The organism is Roseobacter fucihabitans, assembly GCF_014337925.2.
GTDB lineage: Bacteria > Pseudomonadota > Alphaproteobacteria > Rhodobacterales > Rhodobacteraceae > Roseobacter > Roseobacter fucihabitans.
In genome coordinates, this window is sequence record NZ_CP143423.1 from 4114594 (window position 1) to 4134880 (window position 20287).

Below are 20287 nucleotides of genomic sequence, written 5' to 3' on the forward strand. Positions count from 1 at the left end.
GGTCGGATCATCGGATCCCGACCGCCCGCAAGCTTTCATGTTCTCTCGAAATCCGGCAACCAACCGGATCAATCACTCCCCAACGCTTCCTGCACGATGTCACTCAGAAGTGTTTCAACGGCCTGCATTGGTCCGGGCGGATAGGAGCGATACCCGATCATGACCTCGCTGCCAGTATCCGCCACGAAGACCCCATAGGGGCAATGGGCGATGTTCATTGGATCCGCTTCCATGACCTGCCGCGATATGACAGCGGAACAGAAAACAAAAATATCCGCCTCTTCAAAAAGCTGAACGTCACTCCCGACATCCGCGGCGGTGCGTTCCAGCATGTCACCAACATGGCTGACGTAATCAATCACCAGTCCTTTGCCGATAATGGCGTTTTCAACGCTGAAGGCTGCATCCTCGAAACTGCCCTCAAAAATGTGAACCGTCGCATCTTGCGCCTGTCCGGGACCGGCGAAAAGCGTACATAAGACACCTGCCATCGCGAATGATCTCATCTTGCGTTCCCTTCTGATATCCATGTCCTTCGACAAATCGAGGGGGGATTTGATCCTTAAGGCCCCCCTGCACGCGTTACCCGAACATATCCGCCGTGATGCCCGCATACCAACCCTCAGACTCCTCATAGGTGGCGCGGCGCAGATCACTGCTTTCGCCGGTCTGTGAAATGAACCCATCAACCTTGGCGATTTTTTCATCCGTCGCCTCATAGGTTGCGCCCACTTTAACGCCATTGTTGGCGTCAATCAGGGACCAGCATGTATTGGAGAATTTGGCCGGGAACACCTTTGATCCGGTCAGCGCACCGCGCACCGCATTGGCGCAGACCTTTGCCTGACTATTGGCTGAAAATCCGGACTTGGGCATGTCGCCCTGCGCACAAGCGTCCCCCAGAACATGGATATCAGCGTCCATTTTACTCGACATATCCGCCGCGTTTACAGGGGCCCAGTTGCCATCCGTGACACCGGCAAGCTCGGCAATCCGCCCCGCTTTCATCGCTGGAATGACGTTACAGGCATCAACCTTGGTGACCTCGCCATCAATCGTCACGGTCATGGCGCCGGGATCAACCGAAACGCTGCTCCCGCCGAAATCCTCGCCGATCCAGTCGATCATGCCTGCATAATGATCCGCCCACCCTTCTTCAAAGAGGCCCTGTTTGGAGAACTTCGGTTTTGGATCCGCCACGATGATCTTGGCCGTCGGGTTATTTGCCCGCAGATAATGCGCCACCATCGATACCCGTTCATAAGGGCCGGGCGGACACCGGTAAGGGTTGGGGGGTGCCACCATCGCGAAGGTGCCGCCCTGCGGCATCGACGCAATTTGAGACTTGAGCACCTCCATCTGCGAGCCCCCCTTATAGGCGTGCGGCATGGCATTTTGCGCCGAAAGGTCCCAGCCATCAACCGTGCCATCGACAAAATCAATGCCCGGCGACAGGATCAGTTTGTCATAAGCCACAACCCCTCCCCCCGCGAGCGAGACGGTTTTTGCATCACGATCAACGCCAACGGCCCAATCATGCACGACGTTCACACCGCCAGACGCCAGTGTTCCATAGGAGTGACCCAAGGCCGCCATATCCTTGAACCCACCGATGTAGAGGTTCGAAAAGAAACAGGTGTAATAGTGGCGCGTGGGCTCGATCAGCGTGACGTCGATCTCTCCCTTGCTGTCCTTGGCGATGTAGCGCGCCGCCGTGGCACCGCCCGCGCCGCCCCCCACGACAACGACGCGGGATTTGCCATGGCCATCTGCAAAAACACGTGGTGCGATGAGCGTCGCGGCGGCCCCTGAGCCCATAAAACTTCTTCTATTCAGTGTCATTTTCGTCTCCTCCCGTGAGCGACCTGCTAATCAAGGTCCTTGAAATATGCAGCGATTGAAGCAATCTCCTCGTCCGACAGACGCCCGGCCATCATTTGCATGACAGGGTGCGGCCTGAGTTCTCGTTTATAAGCGTGCATGGCAACAACGAAATCGTCCACAGGCCAACCGATGATGCCGGGTATACCGGCGTTACTCCCATCAGATTGATGGCATGTGGTGCATTCACTGGCGAGGTATTCGCCATATTCCGGATCGCCCTGAATGGCGAGAATGGTCGGGTCCAGCTCGTGATCCGTGGCCGTCGCGGTTGGTTCGGCTTCCGGAATATTCGCGGGATCATCCGAAAAGCTGCGAAGGTAGGCCAACAGATCCCGCCGTTTGGATTTATCTGCGATGCCGCGAAAACTCATCCGCGTTTTGGAAACCAGCGCCCTTGGGTTTTCGATATAGGCATCCAGTGTCTTTTCCGTCCAGATCAAACCGTCATCGCCCGCACGCAGCATACTCTTGGAATAGCTCGCCCCCGGCTCGGATCCCGCAGGCCGACCAAATATCCCATTAAGCTGTGGTCCAACGCTGTTTTTCGCACCCTCCCCGATTTGATGGCAAGACTTGCATTGGTTGAAAACGACGGCTCCTTTTTCCACATCCCCCATCTGTCTGGCCTGCGCAAACCCCGCCACGCACAGGACGGCAATGATCAAACAGGTTCGAAAAAGTGGTATCAAGCCTTAGTTCCCATATGATTTCAGATATTCGATGATCGCCCTTTGATCGGCCTCTTTCCTGAGCCCGGCAAATGACATTTTAGTGCCTTTCAAATAGGCGCGCGGCTTTTCCAGGAACGCTGCGAGTTCTTTTTCTGACCATATGAGGCCGGATTCTGCGACTTTTATCAGCGGCTTGGAGTAGCTGAATCCTTCAACAACTCCGGCGGGGCTGCCGACCACACCGGTCAGGATCGGACCCGATTTGTTTTTGGCATCTGCCCCGATCTGATGACAGGCTTTGCATTTCCTGAACACCTTCTCACCTTCGGCTGCCAATGCCGGGTCAAAGGCTGCGGTGACCATCAAGGGTGCTTCTTCCGGCTCTGCCTCAGGCGAGGTTTCTTCCTGCGGCGTGACATCCAGAACCATGGCCCGCATGGTGATGTTCACCGCGGATTTGCACTTCTCCATGCAGGGCGCATCCGACCATTGCGCATATTCCGTCTCCGCACGGTCATCGATGATGAACCCCTCCGCATTCGGCATCTCGACGTCCAGCAGGGTCTCATCCGACAGGATGAAGTCATCCGGGATCAGGTCGTTGGAATAAAGGATATAGGCCAGGGTCGCATAGACTTCGTCATCCGACAGTGTCCCCGCGTTGCCATAGGGCATCGAGCGTTTGATATAATCATAGGCCGTTGTTAAATATGGCCAATACGATCCAACAGTCTTTAGCGGGTCATCATGATCAAGGGTATCCGCACCGCCAGCCAGTTTGGGCCAATTGCCGATCCCTTCTGCAAAATCACCATGGCAGGCCGCGCATTGCTCCGCAAATATCTCCTCACCGATCAGCGCGTCACCGGAGCCTTTCGGCAAACCGGTGCCATCGGGTCTGATATCACCGTCCCAGGCGGCGATTTCTTCGGGCAGAGCCGGGCGTCCCAGTCCGAAGGTCTCCGCCATTACGGGACCCGCCGTGAAGGCAAGAGCCGCCAACAGACCCGCGCATTTAGGAAACTTCGACATTTTCCGCCTCCCCGTTTGCGCGCAGCAGCCAGGTTTGAATGCAGTTATTGTGATAGATTGAATTGAGCCCGCGCACCGCGCGCAGCTGCGCCTTGGTGGGTTGGACATAGCCGGTGTCATCCATCGCACGCGATTGCAGCAACATTTCCGAGCCGTCCCAATGGGTGTCCAGATAAAACCGGCTCAGCGCCATTCTCTCTCCCGGTCGCGCCAGCCGGGCGGTTTCCCAACTCATGCCCCCGTCCTTGGACACATCAACACGCGTGATCGCACCGCGCCCGGACCATGCCAGACCGGATATGACCAAAGGCCCGGTGCCATGGGTGACCGGCGCTTGCGGGCTGGGGCTGGTCACCACCGATTTGGCATCCATCGCCCATGTCCATTTCCGGCTGGTCCCGTCCTCCAACGTGTCTGTGTATTTGCTGGTCTCCTCGCGGCTCTCGACGGGGCCATCCATGACCTCGATCCGCCGGATCCATTTGACCCACATGTTGCCTTCCCACCCCGGCACGACCAGACGCACGGGGTATCCATGTTCCTTGCGCAGGGCTTCGCCATTGGCCTTGAAGGCGACCAGCACATCATCCAGCGCCTTTTCCATCGGAATCGAGCGCCCGTTGGAGGAGGCATCCGCCCCCTCGACAAACACCCATTTATCCGCCAGATCGCCCGCCGTATCGAGGCCCGCTTCCTCCAGCAGTATGCGCAAAGGCACGCCGGTGTATTCCATGTTGTGGATCATGCCATGGGTAAACTGCGCGCCGTTAAGTTGCGCACCCGCCCATTCCATGCCCGTATTGGCGGCACATTCGCAAAAATACACGTGGTTTTCACGCGGGAAGCGTTCCAGATCGGCGTAGTTGAATACCAAAGGCCGATCCACCAACCCGTTGATCATCAAGCGGTAATCTTCTTTCCTGAGGTCAATCGCGCCGGAATGGTGCCGCTCAAACGCACAACCCTGCGGCGTGATCGTCCCCTCCAACGCGTGGATCGGCGTAAAATTGATGGAACTGATGGTGTCCGCCGTCAGCCATTCCACATTGCGCCGGATGACATCCCCCTCATATTCGATGGGCAACCCATAGCGCACCGCATCCACACCATCGCCAAACCCTTGCGCCCAGGGTTGTATTTCGGTGATCAGCGGGTCCGGGGTCTGCGCCCGCGCACCGCCCGCCGTCAATGCGCCAGCCGCCGCAGCGCCCCCCAAGAACGCGCGGCGTGAGGGCCTGTTTCCTGTTTCATGATCTGACATTTCAGATGCCTCCGTATCGGGGTCGGTTAAGCGCCGACAACTTTCACACTATTGTTGGGATCAAGCGAAATGACGCCCTGTTTGGCGATATGCGCCTCAACGACATCCCAGATTTGCGGGCCCTCTGTCCCTTCATTTACCGACGCCCAGCCGGCAACCTGATAGGTCCTGGTAGGATCAATCATCTCGCCGGTTTTAAGCAGCGTCATTTCGGTGATGCGGCTGCCCTGCGGTTTGGTGATATCGATGCGGTAGCCAAGCCCGCCCACACGCACCATATCGCCACCCTGCTGATAATATGGGTCCGGATTAAACAGGTTATCGGCCACATCCTCAAGCACAACATGCAGGAATTCACCCGTCATTTCAGTACGGTAGGCTTCGCCGTAAGTCATCGATGTGACGTTCCAGATGTCCTCGCGCGTGATGTCCTGCCCCGGCAGGATCGAGGGACCCCAGCGCACACCCGGTGACAGGGCAATATCCGCGTCGCGCTCCGAGATTAGCGCGTCACAGATCAGATCATCCCATGTGCCGTTGAAATTACCCCGCCGATAAAGCGTCTGATCGTCCCCGGTACGACCAATCACCTCGCTCAGAGTATCGAGGTAGGGCGCGCGCTGTTCATCAATGAGTTTTGTCATCTCCGGGTCCGGCGTGATCACATCCGAAAAGATCGGGATCAGCTTGTGACGAAATCCCATCATCCGGCCATTTTGCACGTCAAGATCAACGCGGCTGACGAATTTCCCGTTCGAGCCTGAGGCAACGATAACCGTTTCACCAACCAGCACCGGTTCGGGCAGCGCGTCATGCGTGTGCCCGGACAGGATCACATCAATCCCCGTCACAATCCCGGCCATCTGTTTGTCCACGTCAAAGCCATTGTGGCTGAGGCAAACCACCAATTCGGCACCGTTTGCGCGCACCTCATCGACCATTTCCTGCATCCGCTCGTCGCGCAGCCCAAAGGAGTATTCCGGGAACATCCATCCCGGATTGGCGATGGGCATATAGGGGAAGGCCTGACCGATCACGGCGATTTTGACGCCGCCGCTTTCAAAGAACCGATAGGGCGGGAACAATTCCGTGGGTTCATCCCATTCCGCATCAAAAATATTCTGTCCCAGCGCAGCGAAGGGCAGGCTTTCAACGATTTCCGCAACGCGTTCAGAACCCAGTGTGAATTCCCAATGAAACGTCATCGCATCGGGTTTGAGCGCGTTCATCACATTGACCATGTCCTGGCCTGCGGTCTGGTAGCAGGTATAGCTGCCATGCCATGTGTCGCCGCCATCCAGCAACAGCGCATCCGGGCGATCCGCGCGGATGGCATTGACGACCGTGGCGACCCGGTCGAGCCCGCCTACACGGCCGTAGCCCTGCGCCAGGGCAGCGAAATCATCATAGGTCAGCGCATAGGCAGACGGGCTTGCGTCCTCAATGCCATAGCGTTTTCTGAACGCGGCACCGGTGAGATGTGGCACGGCACCCTTATTCGCGCCCACACCGATATTCATCGAAGGTTCGCGAAAGAAAATCGGTTTCAGCTGGGCATGAATATCCGTGATGTGGATCAGCGATATGTTCCCGAAAGTATCGAATTCCAGCAGCTTATCCTGTGTCAGAGCCTGTTGCGCCGCAAGCCTTGACCAATTGCCGAAACCCGACGCGCCATAAAGGGCAGCGGCGGCCATTGTTGTCTGTAAAAAGTCGCGACGAGAGATCATTGCGGTAGCCTTACATCATGCGCACGTATGCGCATCTATGAATGGACAGAGAGTGATAAGACCCCAGAGCTGATCCCGCCTGGGGTCGTGTATCGTATCAATTGCGGATGGACGGGCCTTCGACGCTCAACCCATTGCCACGCGACGCAACATAGAGCTCCAGCGCCACGAATTCTGCACTTCCCGGACTATAGGTCTGCGCCCGCGTGTCCCGAATGCATCCCTTGAACCGCGAATGCGAGCCATTGAGCTTGGTATTCTTCAGCCGGTACACCGGAAAGCCGTTGATCTGGCCCTGGCTGAGGTGATCGGCGCGGATCATATTGCCGTAATTCTCCTCATGGCAATTGGCACAGGACAACTCAAGCTGCCCGGTGCGCGTATAATACAGCTCCTTGCCCAGCTCCCAGGTGGATTGCGCCGGGCCGTCAATGGCGACATTCACCGGCATCCCGCGCGACACCGACGCAAGCGCTGCCTCCATGTTGATCGCCGGACCCTTGTCGTATTTCCAGGCCTCGGCACCCATACGGTTGCTCCGGCAATCGTTCATCTGCATTTGCAGCGTGCGCATTTCTCCGGCTGCTTCATTCCATTTGGGGTATGTGGCTTTAACGCCTGCCATGCTGTCCATGCTTTCGTGACAGGACGCACATGATTTTCCCTCGGACCCTTCGACGGTGTCCCACATGTCTTGCGCCTGTTCGACGAAAATCATGCCGGGGTTGTCGAAATCATCCATCTGCATGGCGCGGGTTTCTATGCCCCGAAACAACCACCCCGACATGATCTCATCCACCGCGTGCGAAATATGCGCCGGGGCCGCCGTGCGCGTGACCATCTGCGTTTCTTCGTTCAGGACCAGCGTATCCTCTGCTGGTTCCGCTGAGGCCAATGTCGTGCTCAAGAGCGCCGCCAGAACGGCACCTGTAAAATATCTCATGATGTCCCTCCCAAGACGACGGTGATCAGCCGATTGCGATCTCTTTGGATGTTTCATAGACCGACCCGTCATCGTCATACCACGTGAACGTGAATGCCCCCGCTTCGGGCACAATGGCTTCAAACTCGAAATACGGATTGGTCGAAATCGCCGGTTCCAGCGTCACATCCACGACATTCTCACCGTTGAAATCGCAGGTGAACCGGTTGATGATCGAGCGTGGAATGACGTTGCCGTCATCATCCTTGCGCTGCCCGGATTCCATTTTGTGGCTGATCAATGTCTTGATGGTGATTGCTTCACCGGCAGCAGCCGTTTTGGGGACTTTGACGCGGGGTTTTACACCAGATGCCATGATAATTCTCCTTGACCTGTTAACCGCCGCAGCCGCCGATTGTGACTTTGACCGTACTGGATGCCTGAACGAATGAGCCGTCATCAAGCTTTGCGATGGCGACCACCTCCTGCGTGCCGGCCAGGCGGATGCGTGTGGAGGCTGCGCGCGATGCGGCCAGCGATCCAAACTTGAACGTGGCGACACTTGGCGTCGGATTACCCGTGGCAAGCACCAGAATTTCCGCAGCACTGCCGGATGACACCTCGATGGGGACCGTATTGCCATTCTCCGCAATCTCCGGCGCGACCAGCTTGATATCGCCCGTCCCGATCGGCGCACCGCCGGTAAACGCCGCGATCACATCCTCCACCGCGGCCGACCCGCGGATCGGCAGGCCCGCGACGATCAATGCGCCCGTCCCCATCCATATTGCCTTGCGTCTCGTCAGTTCCATAGGTCTTGCTCCTCCATACCCTCACAAAGGGGTCGATTATTCCGTAAGTGTACTCAGATAGGCCACGACATCCTCGATCTGCTGAGCGCTCAGGATCGGCCCGAATGTATCATCCGCCGCCTCGCCCGTGTAGGCGTTGCCGGGGCGGATAAAGCCTTCGGTTTTGTAAAAGGACGGCATCATGCTGTCCTCGAACATGATCTTGGCGTTGGCCACGATACCGCGCAATTCCGCCTCGCTCCAACGGTCGCCCGCCCCATCAAGCATCGGCCCAATCTCACCGTGGAAGGGGATATCCACCAAATCGGTGACCTCGTGACAGGCGACGCAATTGCCCTGCCGCTTGTCGCCGACGATGATGCGTCCATTCACCGGGTCCCCCGGAACGCCGGACAAGGAATGCTCAATCGCCCCCTCGTTAAAACTCACCGCGGTCGGCGCAATCTCTTGCGCAAATGCTCCGGACGACACCAGTCCCGCCGCCGCAGCCATCATAAAAGATATTTTCATGCGCCCTCCCAAACACGTGTTCAGGGTAGCCTAGACCACGAAACGCGCAGGACGCAACAACAAATTCAACTAATTGAATGATATGATTTGTTGGGGGGGGGCCGTCCGAACGTCGGCTCTTAGCCACCCTGTTCGGCAAACTTACGGGTATGATATCTCTGGAAACTTTCTTCGCCCAGATAGCCTTCTTCCATCACCCAGTTGAGCATATTGAACGTCGTATGACGCCCGAACGCGCCGGGCATGGTTGCCACCGCCGCGCGCCCCGCTGAGGTATCGCGAGTAACCTCGGGCGGGAAAAAGAGAATCGTCGGGGTGAACAATGCGCCCCATTTCCGCACCATCTCTTTCTCGGGCAGGACCTCTCCGTCAAAATCGGTTACCTCCACGTCCCCGAACATATTGATCTGTATGACAAAGAAATTCGCCTCGATATAGGCTGCGATCTTTTTGTCTGGAAAGACCTCTTCATGCATTTCACGGCAGTAGATGCACCCGCGCTGTTCGATCATCACCATCAGGCGCTTGTTTTCGCCATTGGCCTCCGCAAGATCTTCCGAGAGATCTTTGAACGTATCGCGCATCCACGCCGCCTTATGCAGCCCGTCATCGCCAAGTTCTGCCCCCTGCACCGACATCATCATGACCGCCAAAAAGGCACATGCTGTAAATATCTGCCGCATCAGATTTCCTTTCTCTTAGCGCAGGACGCCGATGTCCGGCCCAACTTCGAGCATCCATTGCGCAATGATATTCATTGAATTCGTCGCAATCAAAATCCCGAACAGGATCAGCATTACACCCATGATTTTTTCGATACTCCCCAGATGCCTGCGAAATCGGGACATCCAACGCATGAACGGGCCGATGAAAAGCGCGGCCAGAATGAAGGGAGCCGTCATGCCGAGGCCATAGACAAACAACAGCTGCGCACCCATGGATGCCGTGTCCGTCCCCGCCGCCGTGAACAGGATCGCCGCCAGAACCGGCCCGACGCAGGGCGTCCAACCAAAGGCAAAAGCCAGGCCGATCACATAGGCCCCGACCAGGCTGATATTAGCGGTCACCCCGGCATCCGCGCGCAATTGGCGGTACAAAACGCCGATGCGGATCACGCCCAGAAAATGCAGCCCCATTGCAATGATGATGGCGGCAGCAACCCATCGCAGCAGGTCAAAATACTCGCGCACCACCTGCCCGAAGGTGCTCGCGGCAGCCCCCAGTCCCATGAAGATCGTGATGACACCCGCGGCAAAAAAACAGGCCGCGAGCACGGCGCGCGCGCGGATCCGCCCGTCGATATGCGCATCTGCACAGATCTGGTTCATGCCGACACCAGCCAGATAGCTCAGGTAAAACGGCACCATCGGCAGGATACAAGGCGACAGGAAAGACAGGATGCCCGCAAAAGCAGCGCCGGCGAATGTGATCTCCATCATGTGAACGGTCCACGCTTGTACAATTCACATATTCATATTATGTGGTTTGATAAGTAAAGGTCAATCTGGCATGGTCCTGCGTACCCTCATTTTCAGCTTACTCTTGAGCCTGGCTTCAACGCTGAGTGCCACGGCTGACACCGTGTTGGTCATGGTGGAAGAAAAAGGCTGCATCTGGTGTGCGCGCTGGAACAAAGAGATTTCGCACATCTATCCAAAAACGGCCGAAGGGGCCGCAGCCCCTCTGCGCCGGATCGATATTCACGCGCCACGGCCCGATGGGTTAACCTTCAAACGGTCTCTGAACTTTACCCCGACATTCGTGCTTGTTATCGACGGGCAAGAAGTGTCGCGCATCGAAGGCTACCCCGGGGAAGATTTTTTCTGGGGCTTGCTGGGGCAGATGCTGCGGGATGCCAAAGTTGATGTGACGGGATAAGAATAGCATATGGACACGCAAAATCTGGACGCGGCGGCGGTCACGGACACAAACGCGCAGGAAACGACAAGCCTGCCTGTTTTTGACAAGAACATGTGCGCCGAGGACATGGATAAGATGGCCGCCAACGCCATGCGGGCGTCGAATTTCCTCAAGGCGATCAGCCATGAGGGCCGTCTGATGATCCTGTGCCATCTGGCGTCAGGCGAAAAATCCGTCACCGAGCTCGAAGACCTGTTGTCCGCGCGTCAGGCCGCCGTGTCCCAACAGCTTTCGCGCCTGCGACTTGAAGGTCTGGTAACACCCCGACGTGATGGCAAGACGATCTACTACAGCCTCGCGGATGACCGCCCCAAACAGATCATGGAAGTCGTCTACGATCTTTTCTGTCGCGCAAAATAACATCGCCCGCCAAAACTGAGAAGGCACAGCCCATGTTCGATATCGTCTCAGAGCCGGTCATGGTGGCGATGATCGGTCTGATCGGGGGTCTCTTGCTTGGCCTGGCCGCACGTATGGGGCGGTTTTGCACCCTGGGCGCGATTGAAGACCTCTTTTACGGCGACAGCACAATCCGTTTACGCATGTGGGGCGTCGCCATCGGCGTCTCGATCATCGGCACTTTTGGACTTTCCGCCTTGGGGCTGCTTGATCTGAACCAGACACTTTATGCCAGCAGGATCTGGAACCCCTTCGCGAGCATCTTCGGCGGGCTGGTCTTTGGCTACGGCATGGCCTTGGCGGGCAACTGCGGCTATGGTGCATTGGCGCGGATGGGTGGGGGTGATCTGCGCTCATTCGTGATCATTCTGGTGATGGGTATCTCCGCCTATATCACTCTGGGCGGACCCCTGTCCGGTCTGCGCATCTGGGCTTTCGGTGATACCCAGGCCGTGTCCCATACCCCGACCTTTGCGCATGCGCTCTCCAACCTCACAGGGATCAAGATCGAGACCGCCGGTATAACCATCGGTGCGGCGATTCTAGCTCTGACTTTACTGGACCGCTCTATAAGACAGGCACCCGCCCCCCTGTTTTGGGGCATGATTGTCGGTATCGCGATCACCTCGGGTTGGGCAGGGACACAATGGGTCGCGAACACCGGCTTTGATGCCACACCCGTGCTCAGCCATACGTTCTCAGCGCCCATTGGCGAAACCATCCTCTATACGATGACGTCATCGGGCAACTCGATCAGCTTTGGCACAGGGTCGGTCATAGGGGTGCTGCTCGGTGCCTTCATGGGCAGCAGGGTCAGGGGACATTTCCGATGGGAAGCCTGCGAAGACCCGCGTGAACTTCGACGCCAGATACTGGGCGCAGGTTTGATGGGGATTGGGGCCGTGGTGGCTGTTGGGTGCAGCATTGGACAGGGGTTGTCGGCTTTTTCCGTCCTCGCATATAGCGCGCCCGTGACGCTCCTGTGCATCATGGCAGGTGCCGCGATAGGCTTGCGTCAACTGATACTGGGGTTCGCGCCTTCGGTGTGAAGGCGCAGACGATAAATTCACCCCCGACTGATCTCTCACTCAGGATGATACCAACGCATTGACCTGCTGATTTTTGCTTGATCTGGCGTTTCTCGCGCCCGGCCTACCCCTGAATAGACTGACAAGGGCTGACTCACACTTCCTCATTGAGGTATGTTTTGATGGTATTTTCTGTGCCTTTTGTGTGGATCATTTTGAGGTATTTATGGAAGGCTTTGGCGAATGTTTTGTTTTGCCCCAGGGACCCGTAGCATTGGGTTTGGGCGATCCAGGTTTGGGGGGTTTGGCGGGCGGCGTTTGCGGCGGTGGTGAGGGTGTGCCAGGCGGGGTCGTTGGGGGCGATGGGGGTGGCGTCTTCGCGACTGCCACAGCACATGCGCGCCCAGAGCGCCTCGATCAGCGCCAGCCCTTCGATGGGTGCATCGCCGGCCAGCGCGTCACGGATAATGGGGTGCAAAAAGCCTGCATGGCGCGCGGCCCCGTCAAAGGCAACGCGGCGCGTGGTATCGCGGATTTCGGGGTTGGCAAAGCGCGCCGCGATCAGATCGACGTATTCCTGCGGGGCCATGCCGGGCACGGCGGCCACATGCGGGACGATCTCCTCGCGGGCGATCTTGTGGAACAGCGCGCTGATCAGCGGATGCGCCATGGCCCCGGCGATGGTCTCCACTGACAGCAATTCCGCCGGGGTGGCGATGATCTGATGACCCGCGTTGAGCAGGCGCAGCTTCATCGCCTCATAGCTGTGCACATTGTCGGTAAAGGTCGCGCCCACAAGGTCCCAATCGGGCCGCCCGGCGCAAAAATCATCCTCGATCACCCATTGGCGGAAGTTCTCATGGGTCACCGGGGCCGCGTCCTCAATGCCAAACCCGCGCGCCAGGTCCAGCTCCGCCGGTCCGGTCGCGGGCACGATGCAATCCACCATCGCATTGGGGAAAGTGACGTTTTGCGCAATCCAATCCGCCAGGACGGGGTCCGACAGGCGCGCCAATCCCAGCACGCTCTGGCGCAGGATGTTGCCGTTGCCCTGAAGATTGTCGCAGCTTTGACAGGTAAACGGCCCCGCACCCGCATCCCGGCGCAACTTCAGCGCGGCGATGATCGCGCCAAAGGCGCTGCGCGGCGTTTCGGGATGCGCGGCGTCATGCGCCATATCGGGATGATCCGCGTCGAACCCGCCCTCGGGGGCGACGTAATAGCCGCCCTCGGTCACGGTCAGGGACACGATCCGGATCGCCGGTTCGGCCATATGCGCAATCAGGGCTGCGTTATCATCCGCCACCGGGATAAAGCCGATCATGGCCCCTGTGACCTCGGCGGATTTACCCGAGGGGTCCAGCTCGATCAGGGTGGTCAGGCAATCCTGCGCCAGCATCCGCGCGCGCTGTGCACCGTCCGCCGGGCGCACCCCCGCGCCTAAGATAGCCCAGTCCTGCGCCAATCCCTGCTGCATCAGACGGTGCAGATACCAGGCCTGATGCGCACGGTGGAAGTTTCCCAGACCAATATGGATGATGCCGGCACTGAGGTCCGCGCGCGCATAAGAGGGGCGGCGCACCTGTGGCGGCAGGTCGTCAAGAGTGTCGAGGCGCAACCGCATCAGCTCATCCAGTTCCCGCCATCCACATTCAGCGTCTGCGCGGTGATATAGCGCGCGCCGTCAGAGGCCAGGAACACCACCGGATCGGCAATATCACGCGGATCGCCCATGCGCCCCAGCGGCACGGCGTCTCCGACTTCGCGCTTTTTCTGACCCTTGGGTTTATTCTCGTACTCGGCGAACTGCGCGTCCACCAGATCCCACATCGGCGTGTCCACCACACCGGGCGCAATCGCGTTGACGCGGATGTTATCGCCCGCCAGTTCCAGCGCCAGGCTCTGCGTGATCGAGATTACCGCCGCCTTGGTCGAACAGTAAATCAGGACGTTGGCCTCGCCGCGCCGCCCGGCTTGCGAGGCGAAGTTGATGATCACACCGCCACCGCGTTTTTTCATCACAGGCACCACCGCCTGAGCCGCAAAGATCGTACCGCCCACATTCACATCATATTGGCGGCGGTAATCATCGGGTGTGATGCGATCGAGCGAGGCCATGTTGAAGATGCCCGCGTTATTAACCAGAATGTCGATGCCGCCAAGCGCGTCCTCAACCTCGCCCACACCGCGCGCGATGGCGTCAAAATCCGTCACATCCATGGCCAGCGCCATACCGTTGATCGAAACCGCAGTCGCGTGGGCCGCGTCCAGATCCAGATCACAGACCGCAACCCTGGCCCCCGCCCCCGCCAGCGCCTCGCAGATGGCGCGCCCGATCCCGCGCGCACCGCCCGTCACAAGCGCGACCTTCCCGCTCAGATCGCTCATGGCATGCGCAACCCTTGCGCGTCAAAGCGGTGGATCATCTCGGCCTGCGGCGTGAGGTAAATCGTGTCGCCGTGGCGCGCCTCGATATCACCGGTGATGCGCACGGTCATCATGTCCATCAACCCGGTTTCATGCACGTGGATGAAGGTATCAGAGCCCAGATGCTCGGCCACGCCGACGGTGCCCTGCCACAGGCCCTCAGATTTGGACACGCTCATATGTTCGGGGCGCACGCCGATGGTTTCCCCGCCGTGTTTGCGCGCCTCTTCCCCCTCGATGAGGTTCATCCTGGGCGAGCCGATGAAGCCTGCGACAAACTTGTTGCGCGGCGTGTGATAAAGCTCCAGGGGTGATCCGACCTGCTCAATCACGCCCGCCTGCAACACCACGATCTTGTCGGCCATGGTCATCGCCTCTACCTGATCATGGGTGACATAGATCATCGTGGTTTTCAGCTTTTCATGCAGCTCTGAGATCTCCAGCCGCATGCCGACCCGCAAGGCGGCATCCAGGTTTGAGAGCGGCTCGTCAAACAGGAACGCCGCCGGTTCGCGCACGATCGCGCGCCCGATGGCCACGCGCTGGCGCTGGCCACCGGATAATTGTCCGGGCTTGCGATCCAGATAATCCGTGAGGTTCAACGCCGAAGCCGCCGCCTCGATCTTGGCCTTTTGCGTGGCCTCATCCAGACCCGCCATGCGCATCGGAAAGGCGATGTTCTTGCGCACCGACATATGCGGATAAAGTGCGTAAGACTGGAACACCATCGCCAGCCCGCGCTTGGAGGGGGGCAGTTCGGTGGCGTTTTTCCCATCAATGCTGATGTCGCCGGAGGTGGTATCCTCCAGCCCCGCGATCAGGCGCAACAACGTGGATTTACCGCAGCCCGAGGGGCCGACAAAGACCACGAACTCGCCCTCGTTGATCTCCAGATCAAGCGGTGGAATGACCTGAACATCGCCAAAGCTCTTGGTGACCTGATTGAGGCTGATCTGACCCATGCTATGCGTTCTCCCGTGTTAGGCTGCCGGGATCGGACCGGCGGATGATGGTATGTGGCAGCGCGGTCCTCACTTGACCGCGCCGAAGGGGCGCGAGGTTCACTTGACTGCGCCAAAGGTAAGACCCCGCACGAGTTGTTTCTGGCTGAACCACCCCATGATGAGGATCGGCGCGATGGCCAGCATCGAGGCCGCCGAGAGCTTGGCGTAAAACAACCCCTCAGGGGCCGAGAAGCTGGCGATGAAGGCCGTGAGCGGGGCCGCGTTCACCGTGGTCAAAAGGATCGTCCAGAAGGCCTCGTTCCAGGCCAGAATGATGTTGAGCAGCACCGTGGAGGCAATCCCCGGCAGTGCCATTGGCGTCAGCACATAGAGGATTTCGGATTTCAGACCGGCCCCGTCCATACGCGCGGCTTCCAGGATATCCACCGGGATTTCGCGGAAATAGGTGTAAAGCATCCAGACGATGATCGGCAGGTTGATCAACATCAACACCACGATCAACAGGATCCGGCTGTCCATGACGTCAAAATATTTCGCCAGCAACACCAGCGGGTAAAGCACGCCCACGGCGGGCAGCATTTTGGTCGACAGCATCCAGAGCAGCACATCCTTGGTCCGTTTGCCCGGCACAAAAGCCATCGCCCAGGCCGCCGGCACCGCGATCAATATCCCCAACAAAGTCGAGCCCACCGCAATGACAATCGAGTTCATCAGCGCCTTGGGGTAATTCGAACGCTCCTGCACGGCGGCATAGTTTTCCAGCGTCCAGTCAAAGAGGAACCAGACAGGTGGATCCGAGATCGCCGTCGCCTCCGATTTGAAAGAGGTCAGAAAGGTCCACAGGATCGGGAAGAACATCGCCAGACCAAAGGCCCAGGCAAAGATCGTCCACATGATCTTTTTCTGCGTTGTAACGGCACGGGCCATGGTGGTGTCCTTCCCTTAATTATCGAGGTTCTTGCCGACGATCCGCATCAGGAAGATCGCAACAATATTGGCGAGGATGACGGCGACGATGCCCCCGGCGGAGCCCAAGCCCACGTTCTGGCTTTCCAGCACGCGCTGATAGACCAGATAGGTCAGGGTACGGGTGCCAAAGGCGCCGTTGGTGGTCACGAAGATTTCCGCAAAGATCGACAGCAAGAAGATCGTCTGGATCAGGATCACCACCGTGATGGCGCGGCTGAGGTGCGGCAGGATGATAAAGCGGAAGCGCGACAAGACCGGTGCGCCGTCCATCTCGGCGGCCTCCAGCTGTTCGCTGTCCAGCGATTGCACCGCCGTCAGCAGGATCAGCGTGGCAAAGGGCAGCCATTGCCAGGCCACAATCACCACAATCGATAAAAGCGGTGACTGGCTCAGAAAGTCATAAGGCTGCATCCCAAGCCATTTGGCCCCGTAAGAGAATAACCCGTTGTCGACATTGAAGAACATGTTCTTCCACACCAGCGCGGAGACGGTCGGCATCACAAAGAACGGCGCGATCACCAGCACCCGCACGATCCCCTGCCCGAACATCGGCTGATCCAGCAAAAGCGCCATCAAAACCCCGCCGGTGATGGTGATGAACAGGATGCTACCCACCATCCACAGCGTCGTGGTCAGCGCCTTGAGGAAGGAGCTGGAGTTAAAAAACCGCACGTAATTATCAAACCCGATCCAGGCGTCAAACACCCCGCGCATGGGCCGGTAATCGGCAAAGGAGAAGTAGAGCGTCATGCACAAAGGCACCAGCATCCACACGAGGAGCACAAAGACCGCGGGCGCGATCATCAGACGGGCTGCTGATTTGGAATGGGCGGTTGCCATGATCAAAAACTCCTGACGTGAGGGGGGCCTTCAAGGGGGCCGAAGCTTGCGGGAACGCCCCGGAGGCGGCTCGCGAAAGATCCGGTTGGCATCGGGCGTGAGGGGATCAGGCGGCGCGCGGGTGCGCCGCCTGACAGAAGAGCGGGATTAGTAGCCCGCCGCTTCCATTTCTTCGATCGTCAGCTCCTGGCTCGCCGCCAGAGCATCCGCACCCGATTGCTGACCCGCCAGAGCAGAGGAGATCTGCTGGCCGACCTGCGTGGCAATCCCGGCAAACTCGGGGATCGCAACAAACTGAACACCTGTATAAGGCACCGGATCAACCGTCGGGTTGGTCGGATCGGCCGTGCCCATCGATTCAATGGTCATCGCCGCAAAAGGGGCTGCATTCAGGTAGTTCTCGTTCTCATAAAGCGAAGTCCGCGTGCCCGGAGGCACCGCAACCCAGCCCTTGCTCTCGGCCACAAGCGCGGAATAGGCCGGACCCGTCGCCCAGTTGATGAAGGTCTTGGCGGCGTCCTGTTGCTGCGAAGACGTCGGGATCGCCAGCGACCAGGCCCAGAGCCAGTTGCCGCGTTTGCCCAGGCCCGTATCCGGTGCCAGCGCAAAACCGACCTGATCCGCCACGGTGGAATCGGAATTCACCACAAACTGACCCGCAGAGGTCGCATCAATCCAGATGCCGCATTTACCCTGTTGGAACAGCGTCAGGTTTTCGTTGAAACCGTTGTTGGCCGCCCCGGCAGGACCGGATTCTTCCATCATCCCAAGGTAAAAGTTGATCGTGTTGGCCCAAGGCTCGCTGTCAAACTGCGCGGTCCAATTCTCATCAAACCAACGCGCCCCAAAGGAGTTCGACATCGACGTCAAAAGCGCCATGTTCTCGCCCCAGCCCGCCTTGCCGCGTGCACAGATGCCGTTGATCTCATTGTCACGGTCCGTCATCGCCGCCGCCGCTTCACGGATAAAGTCCCAGGTCGGGGCCTCAGGCATTTCCAGACTGGCCTTCTCCATCAGATCCTTGCGGTACATGGTGAAGGAGGATTCGCCATAAAACGGGGCCGCATAAAGCTCCCCATCCACCGACAGACCGCCGCGGATCGCCGGGATCACATCGTCAATGTTATACTCAGACGGCAAATCATTCAGCGACACCAGCCAGCCATTGTTGCCCCAGATCGGCACCTCATAGGTCCCAATCGTCAGGATGTCATAAGCACCACCCCCCGTCGAAATATCCGTCGTCACATTCTGACGCAGAACATTCTCCTCAAGCGTCACCCACTCCACAGTAATATCAGGGTGCTTCTCGTTAAAATCCCCCATCAACCCCTGCATCGTGATCATGTCGCCGTTATTCACCGTCGCAATCGTAATCGTGCTCGCATGACCATCCGCAAACGCAACGCCCGCAGATAAACCAAAACAAACCGCCCCACCCCAAAATAATCCAGACCTAAACATCACAACTCAATCCTCCCATTTTTTTACATGCGTAAATTTCTAATCAATTAACCACGTGAGTCAAGTGATTTTTTCAACGTCAGATTGCTGCATCGCGGCATCTTCCAGACTCATGCAGATTCCCGCAATTTCAATTCGCCGTCAAAGAGCGTGATTTCAGCCATGCTCTCGTCAACCTCTCCCCGGATGATCTGAAGCAGGCGGGAAACGGCTTTTCGGCCAATGGCACCGGTGTTCTGCGCCACGGTTGTGAGCGCAGGATTGAGGTACGGACAGAGCGGGTAATCATCATGACCCGCAATGCGCAGCCCCCCATTTGCACCACGCCCCGGCATCAAGCCATGCCGCGCCGCAGCGCGAATGGCCCCGATGGCGACGCGGTCATTTACGCATAGAATCGAACGGTCAATCAGCTTTCCCTGCGCAAAGGCCGCCTCCAAAACCGCCTCTCCGTGATCCTCAAAATGCCAGTTCGCCTGGATAAGATCCGTTCCAATCACCTCAGGCTCGAACCCATGCTCCTGCATCCGGTTGATGTAAGCGGCTTCGCGTTCCAGCGCGTTGAAATTGACGCGCGGCATGGCCAGAAACACAGGCGGCTCCCCGACCCGGCAAAGGTAATCCGTGATCAATCCGGTACTTTGCTGGTGGTTTGTGCCGACAAAATCGACATTTGGCATGGTTTTTGGGCGTGAATCCATCAGCACAAAGGGCAATCGAGACTTCAACTTGAGCTGCGTGGCCTCGTTACTATGATCCCCGAGCGGGGCCACGATCGCACCATCCACATTCATCGACATCAGGGTTTCTGCGGCACGGGCCTCGATCACAGGGTCGGAATGGGAGCACTGGGTAATCACCGTAAGCCCCGCTTCCATGGCCGCGACTTCGACGGCCTCCAAGAGCTTGGTAAAAAAAAGATCATTGAGATAGGGAATGATAACCCCAATCATACCAGTGGATTTACGGTTAAGACGGGTTGCAAAGAAATTGGGCACATATTCAACGCGCGCGAGCCCAGCCTCGATGCGGGCGACCGTCTTTGCCTTCACTAACTTAGGGTCTTGAAAAAACCGCGACAATGTTGGGCGCGACACGCCAATCGCGATCGACAATTCTTCCATCGTGTTGATACGCGGTTTGCTCAAAACGTCATTCCTCGTGATTACCCGTTGCCTATCATACACATACAAAGACGCATGGTACTATTATTTTACGCGCGAAAGCTTTTAGTGATTTTTGCTTTTCAAACCGCTGTTCCAATCCAAACCTGTCACGGACCATCACACCTGTCTCACGCCCTTGTCCCGGATCACTATTGGTAGGATTACCTATTTACCGACCACATCATCTTTCGCACAACGGGCTTGAACAATAAAATTCAGAGGTCTAGCCTGAAAAATATAAGGACCAGTGCGATGCGAAACCCGTATGGTACGACAACACAGAACCA

At 57.9% G+C, this 20287-nt stretch carries 22 protein-coding genes; 3 read left to right on the top strand and 19 right to left on the bottom strand.

All coding sequences use genetic code 11. From position 1 onward, the window contains the following. Positions 1–68 precede the first annotated feature (68 nt). From ROLI_RS20175 to ROLI_RS20230, 12 genes are all read right to left on the bottom strand, one after another. Complete coding sequence (locus tag ROLI_RS20175) at positions 69–506, bottom strand: DUF302 domain-containing protein (RefSeq protein ID WP_187431902.1); 438 nt, start codon at positions 504–506, stop codon at positions 69–71. Between the two features lie 76 nt (positions 507–582). After that, positions 583–1842, bottom strand: coding sequence for an NAD(P)/FAD-dependent oxidoreductase (locus ROLI_RS20180; protein WP_187431901.1), 1260 nt, complete (start codon positions 1840–1842; stop codon positions 583–585). A gap of 26 nt (positions 1843–1868) precedes the next feature. Then, positions 1869–2501: a c-type cytochrome gene (locus ROLI_RS20185; RefSeq protein WP_187431900.1), complete on the bottom strand. Its 633-nt coding sequence runs from the start codon at positions 2499–2501 to the stop codon at positions 1869–1871. Between the two features lie 75 nt (positions 2502–2576). After that, entirely contained in the window at positions 2577–3587 is a 1011-nt protein-coding gene (locus tag ROLI_RS20190) for a c-type cytochrome (RefSeq protein WP_187431899.1), read from the bottom strand. Next, positions 3571–4848: a sulfite dehydrogenase gene (gene soxC / locus ROLI_RS20195; protein WP_187431898.1), complete on the bottom strand. Its 1278-nt coding sequence runs from the start codon at positions 4846–4848 to the stop codon at positions 3571–3573. Before soxC ends, ROLI_RS20190 begins: the two co-directional genes overlap by 17 nt. Before the next feature lie 26 nt (positions 4849–4874). Continuing rightward, positions 4875–6578 carry a thiosulfohydrolase SoxB gene (gene soxB / locus ROLI_RS20200; RefSeq protein WP_187431897.1) on the bottom strand — a complete coding sequence of 568 codons (1704 nt, stop codon included), beginning with the start codon at positions 6576–6578 and terminating at the stop codon, positions 4875–4877. A gap of 97 nt (positions 6579–6675) precedes the next feature. Beyond that, positions 6676–7521 carry a sulfur oxidation c-type cytochrome SoxA gene (gene soxA / locus ROLI_RS20205; RefSeq protein WP_187431896.1) on the bottom strand — a complete coding sequence of 282 codons (846 nt, stop codon included), beginning with the start codon at positions 7519–7521 and terminating at the stop codon, positions 6676–6678. 25 nt (positions 7522–7546) lie between these two features. Further along, complete coding sequence (gene soxZ / locus ROLI_RS20210) at positions 7547–7876, bottom strand: thiosulfate oxidation carrier complex protein SoxZ (protein ID WP_187431895.1); 330 nt, start codon at positions 7874–7876, stop codon at positions 7547–7549. Positions 7877–7895: 19 nt separating this feature from the next. Beyond that, positions 7896–8312 (bottom strand): thiosulfate oxidation carrier protein SoxY, encoded by a 417-nt coding sequence (soxY, locus tag ROLI_RS20215; protein ID WP_187431894.1) that lies wholly within the window; start codon positions 8310–8312, stop codon positions 7896–7898. Positions 8313–8348: 36 nt separating this feature from the next. Continuing rightward, positions 8349–8822: a sulfur oxidation c-type cytochrome SoxX gene (gene soxX, locus ROLI_RS20220; RefSeq protein WP_187431893.1), complete on the bottom strand. Its 474-nt coding sequence runs from the start codon at positions 8820–8822 to the stop codon at positions 8349–8351. Between the two features lie 119 nt (positions 8823–8941). After that, entirely contained in the window at positions 8942–9505 is a 564-nt protein-coding gene (locus tag ROLI_RS20225; protein ID WP_187431892.1) for a thioredoxin family protein, read from the bottom strand. 15 nt (positions 9506–9520) lie between these two features. Further along, positions 9521–10261 carry a cytochrome c biogenesis CcdA family protein gene (locus ROLI_RS20230; protein ID WP_187431891.1) on the bottom strand — a complete coding sequence of 247 codons (741 nt, stop codon included), beginning with the start codon at positions 10259–10261 and terminating at the stop codon, positions 9521–9523. Positions 10262–10331: 70 nt separating this feature from the next. Here ROLI_RS20230 and ROLI_RS20235 point away from each other — a divergent pair, with 70 nt between their 5' ends. From ROLI_RS20235 to ROLI_RS20245, 3 genes are read left to right on the top strand one after another with little or no spacing between them, the layout of a single operon-like run. Beyond that, positions 10332–10700 (top strand): hypothetical protein, encoded by a 369-nt coding sequence (locus ROLI_RS20235; RefSeq protein ID WP_187431890.1) that lies wholly within the window; start codon positions 10332–10334, stop codon positions 10698–10700. 9 nt (positions 10701–10709) lie between these two features. Continuing rightward, positions 10710–11102, top strand: a complete 393-nt coding sequence (locus ROLI_RS20240; protein ID WP_405048980.1) for an ArsR/SmtB family transcription factor — start codon at positions 10710–10712, stop codon at positions 11100–11102. 32 nt (positions 11103–11134) lie between these two features. Next, a complete protein-coding gene (locus ROLI_RS20245) occupies positions 11135–12190 on the top strand; it encodes a YeeE/YedE family protein (protein WP_187431889.1) in 1056 nt (351 codons plus the stop codon). A 133-nt stretch (positions 12191–12323) separates the two neighbouring features. Here the strand turns inward: ROLI_RS20245 and ROLI_RS20250 are convergent, their stop codons facing one another. From ROLI_RS20250 to ROLI_RS20280, 7 genes are all read right to left on the bottom strand, one after another. After that, a complete protein-coding gene (locus ROLI_RS20250; RefSeq protein WP_338469206.1) occupies positions 12324–13793 on the bottom strand; it encodes a mannitol dehydrogenase family protein in 1470 nt (489 codons plus the stop codon). Continuing rightward, on the bottom strand, positions 13793–14557 hold the full coding sequence (locus tag ROLI_RS20255; protein WP_187428331.1) for an L-iditol 2-dehydrogenase: 765 nt from the start codon (positions 14555–14557) through the stop codon (positions 13793–13795). Before ROLI_RS20255 ends, ROLI_RS20250 begins: the two co-directional genes overlap by 1 nt. Continuing rightward, positions 14554–15558, bottom strand: a complete 1005-nt coding sequence (locus ROLI_RS20260) for an ABC transporter ATP-binding protein (RefSeq protein ID WP_187428330.1) — start codon at positions 15556–15558, stop codon at positions 14554–14556. Before ROLI_RS20260 ends, ROLI_RS20255 begins: the two co-directional genes overlap by 4 nt. A 99-nt stretch (positions 15559–15657) precedes the next feature. Next, complete coding sequence (locus ROLI_RS20265) at positions 15658–16488, bottom strand: carbohydrate ABC transporter permease (RefSeq protein ID WP_187428329.1); 831 nt, start codon at positions 16486–16488, stop codon at positions 15658–15660. A 15-nt stretch (positions 16489–16503) separates the two neighbouring features. Then, a complete protein-coding gene (locus ROLI_RS20270) occupies positions 16504–17370 on the bottom strand; it encodes a carbohydrate ABC transporter permease (RefSeq protein ID WP_187428328.1) in 867 nt (288 codons plus the stop codon). Positions 17371–17517: 147 nt separating this feature from the next. Then, entirely contained in the window at positions 17518–18834 is a 1317-nt protein-coding gene (locus ROLI_RS20275; RefSeq protein ID WP_187428327.1) for a sugar ABC transporter substrate-binding protein, read from the bottom strand. 110 nt (positions 18835–18944) lie between these two features. After that, the gene (locus ROLI_RS20280; RefSeq protein WP_262386552.1) at positions 18945–19982 is read right to left on the bottom strand and encodes a LacI family DNA-binding transcriptional regulator; all 1038 of its coding nucleotides are present in this window, start codon (positions 19980–19982) and stop codon (positions 18945–18947) included. Between the last annotated feature and the right edge of the window lie 305 nt (positions 19983–20287).

What these genes read in the sequence shown, in the direction of transcription:
- ROLI_RS20175 (WP_187431902.1), bottom strand. Translation starts at nt 506, where the DNA reads ATGAGATCATTCGCGATGGCAGGTGTCTTATGTACGCTTTTCGCCGGT.
- ROLI_RS20180 (WP_187431901.1), bottom strand. Translation starts at nt 1,842, where the DNA reads ATGACACTGAATAGAAGAAGTTTTATGGGCTCAGGGGCCGCCGCGACG.
- ROLI_RS20185 (WP_187431900.1), bottom strand. Translation starts at nt 2,501, where the DNA reads ATGGGGGATGTGGAAAAAGGAGCCGTCGTTTTCAACCAATGCAAGTCT.
- ROLI_RS20190 (WP_187431899.1), bottom strand. Translation starts at nt 3,587, where the DNA reads ATGTCGAAGTTTCCTAAATGCGCGGGTCTGTTGGCGGCTCTTGCCTTC.
- soxC (WP_187431898.1), bottom strand. Translation starts at nt 4,848, where the DNA reads ATGTCAGATCATGAAACAGGAAACAGGCCCTCACGCCGCGCGTTCTTG.
- soxB (WP_187431897.1), bottom strand. Translation starts at nt 6,578, where the DNA reads ATGATCTCTCGTCGCGACTTTTTACAGACAACAATGGCCGCCGCTGCC.
- soxA (WP_187431896.1), bottom strand. Translation starts at nt 7,521, where the DNA reads ATGAGATATTTTACAGGTGCCGTTCTGGCGGCGCTCTTGAGCACGACA.
- soxZ (WP_187431895.1), bottom strand. Translation starts at nt 7,876, where the DNA reads ATGGCATCTGGTGTAAAACCCCGCGTCAAAGTCCCCAAAACGGCTGCT.
- soxY (WP_187431894.1), bottom strand. Translation starts at nt 8,312, where the DNA reads ATGGAACTGACGAGACGCAAGGCAATATGGATGGGGACGGGCGCATTG.
- soxX (WP_187431893.1), bottom strand. Translation starts at nt 8,822, where the DNA reads ATGAAAATATCTTTTATGATGGCTGCGGCGGCGGGACTGGTGTCGTCC.
- ROLI_RS20225 (WP_187431892.1), bottom strand. Translation starts at nt 9,505, where the DNA reads ATGCGGCAGATATTTACAGCATGTGCCTTTTTGGCGGTCATGATGATG.
- ROLI_RS20230 (WP_187431891.1), bottom strand. Translation starts at nt 10,261, where the DNA reads ATGATGGAGATCACATTCGCCGGCGCTGCTTTTGCGGGCATCCTGTCT.
- ROLI_RS20235 (WP_187431890.1), top strand. Translation starts at nt 10,332, where the DNA reads ATGGTCCTGCGTACCCTCATTTTCAGCTTACTCTTGAGCCTGGCTTCA.
- ROLI_RS20240 (WP_405048980.1), top strand. Translation starts at nt 10,710, where the DNA reads ATGGACACGCAAAATCTGGACGCGGCGGCGGTCACGGACACAAACGCG.
- ROLI_RS20245 (WP_187431889.1), top strand. Translation starts at nt 11,135, where the DNA reads ATGTTCGATATCGTCTCAGAGCCGGTCATGGTGGCGATGATCGGTCTG.
- ROLI_RS20250 (WP_338469206.1), bottom strand. Translation starts at nt 13,793, where the DNA reads ATGCGGTTGCGCCTCGACACTCTTGACGACCTGCCGCCACAGGTGCGC.
- ROLI_RS20255 (WP_187428331.1), bottom strand. Translation starts at nt 14,557, where the DNA reads ATGAGCGATCTGAGCGGGAAGGTCGCGCTTGTGACGGGCGGTGCGCGC.
- ROLI_RS20260 (WP_187428330.1), bottom strand. Translation starts at nt 15,558, where the DNA reads ATGGGTCAGATCAGCCTCAATCAGGTCACCAAGAGCTTTGGCGATGTT.
- ROLI_RS20265 (WP_187428329.1), bottom strand. Translation starts at nt 16,488, where the DNA reads ATGGCCCGTGCCGTTACAACGCAGAAAAAGATCATGTGGACGATCTTT.
- ROLI_RS20270 (WP_187428328.1), bottom strand. Translation starts at nt 17,370, where the DNA reads ATGGCAACCGCCCATTCCAAATCAGCAGCCCGTCTGATGATCGCGCCC.
- ROLI_RS20275 (WP_187428327.1), bottom strand. Translation starts at nt 18,834, where the DNA reads ATGTTTAGGTCTGGATTATTTTGGGGTGGGGCGGTTTGTTTTGGTTTA.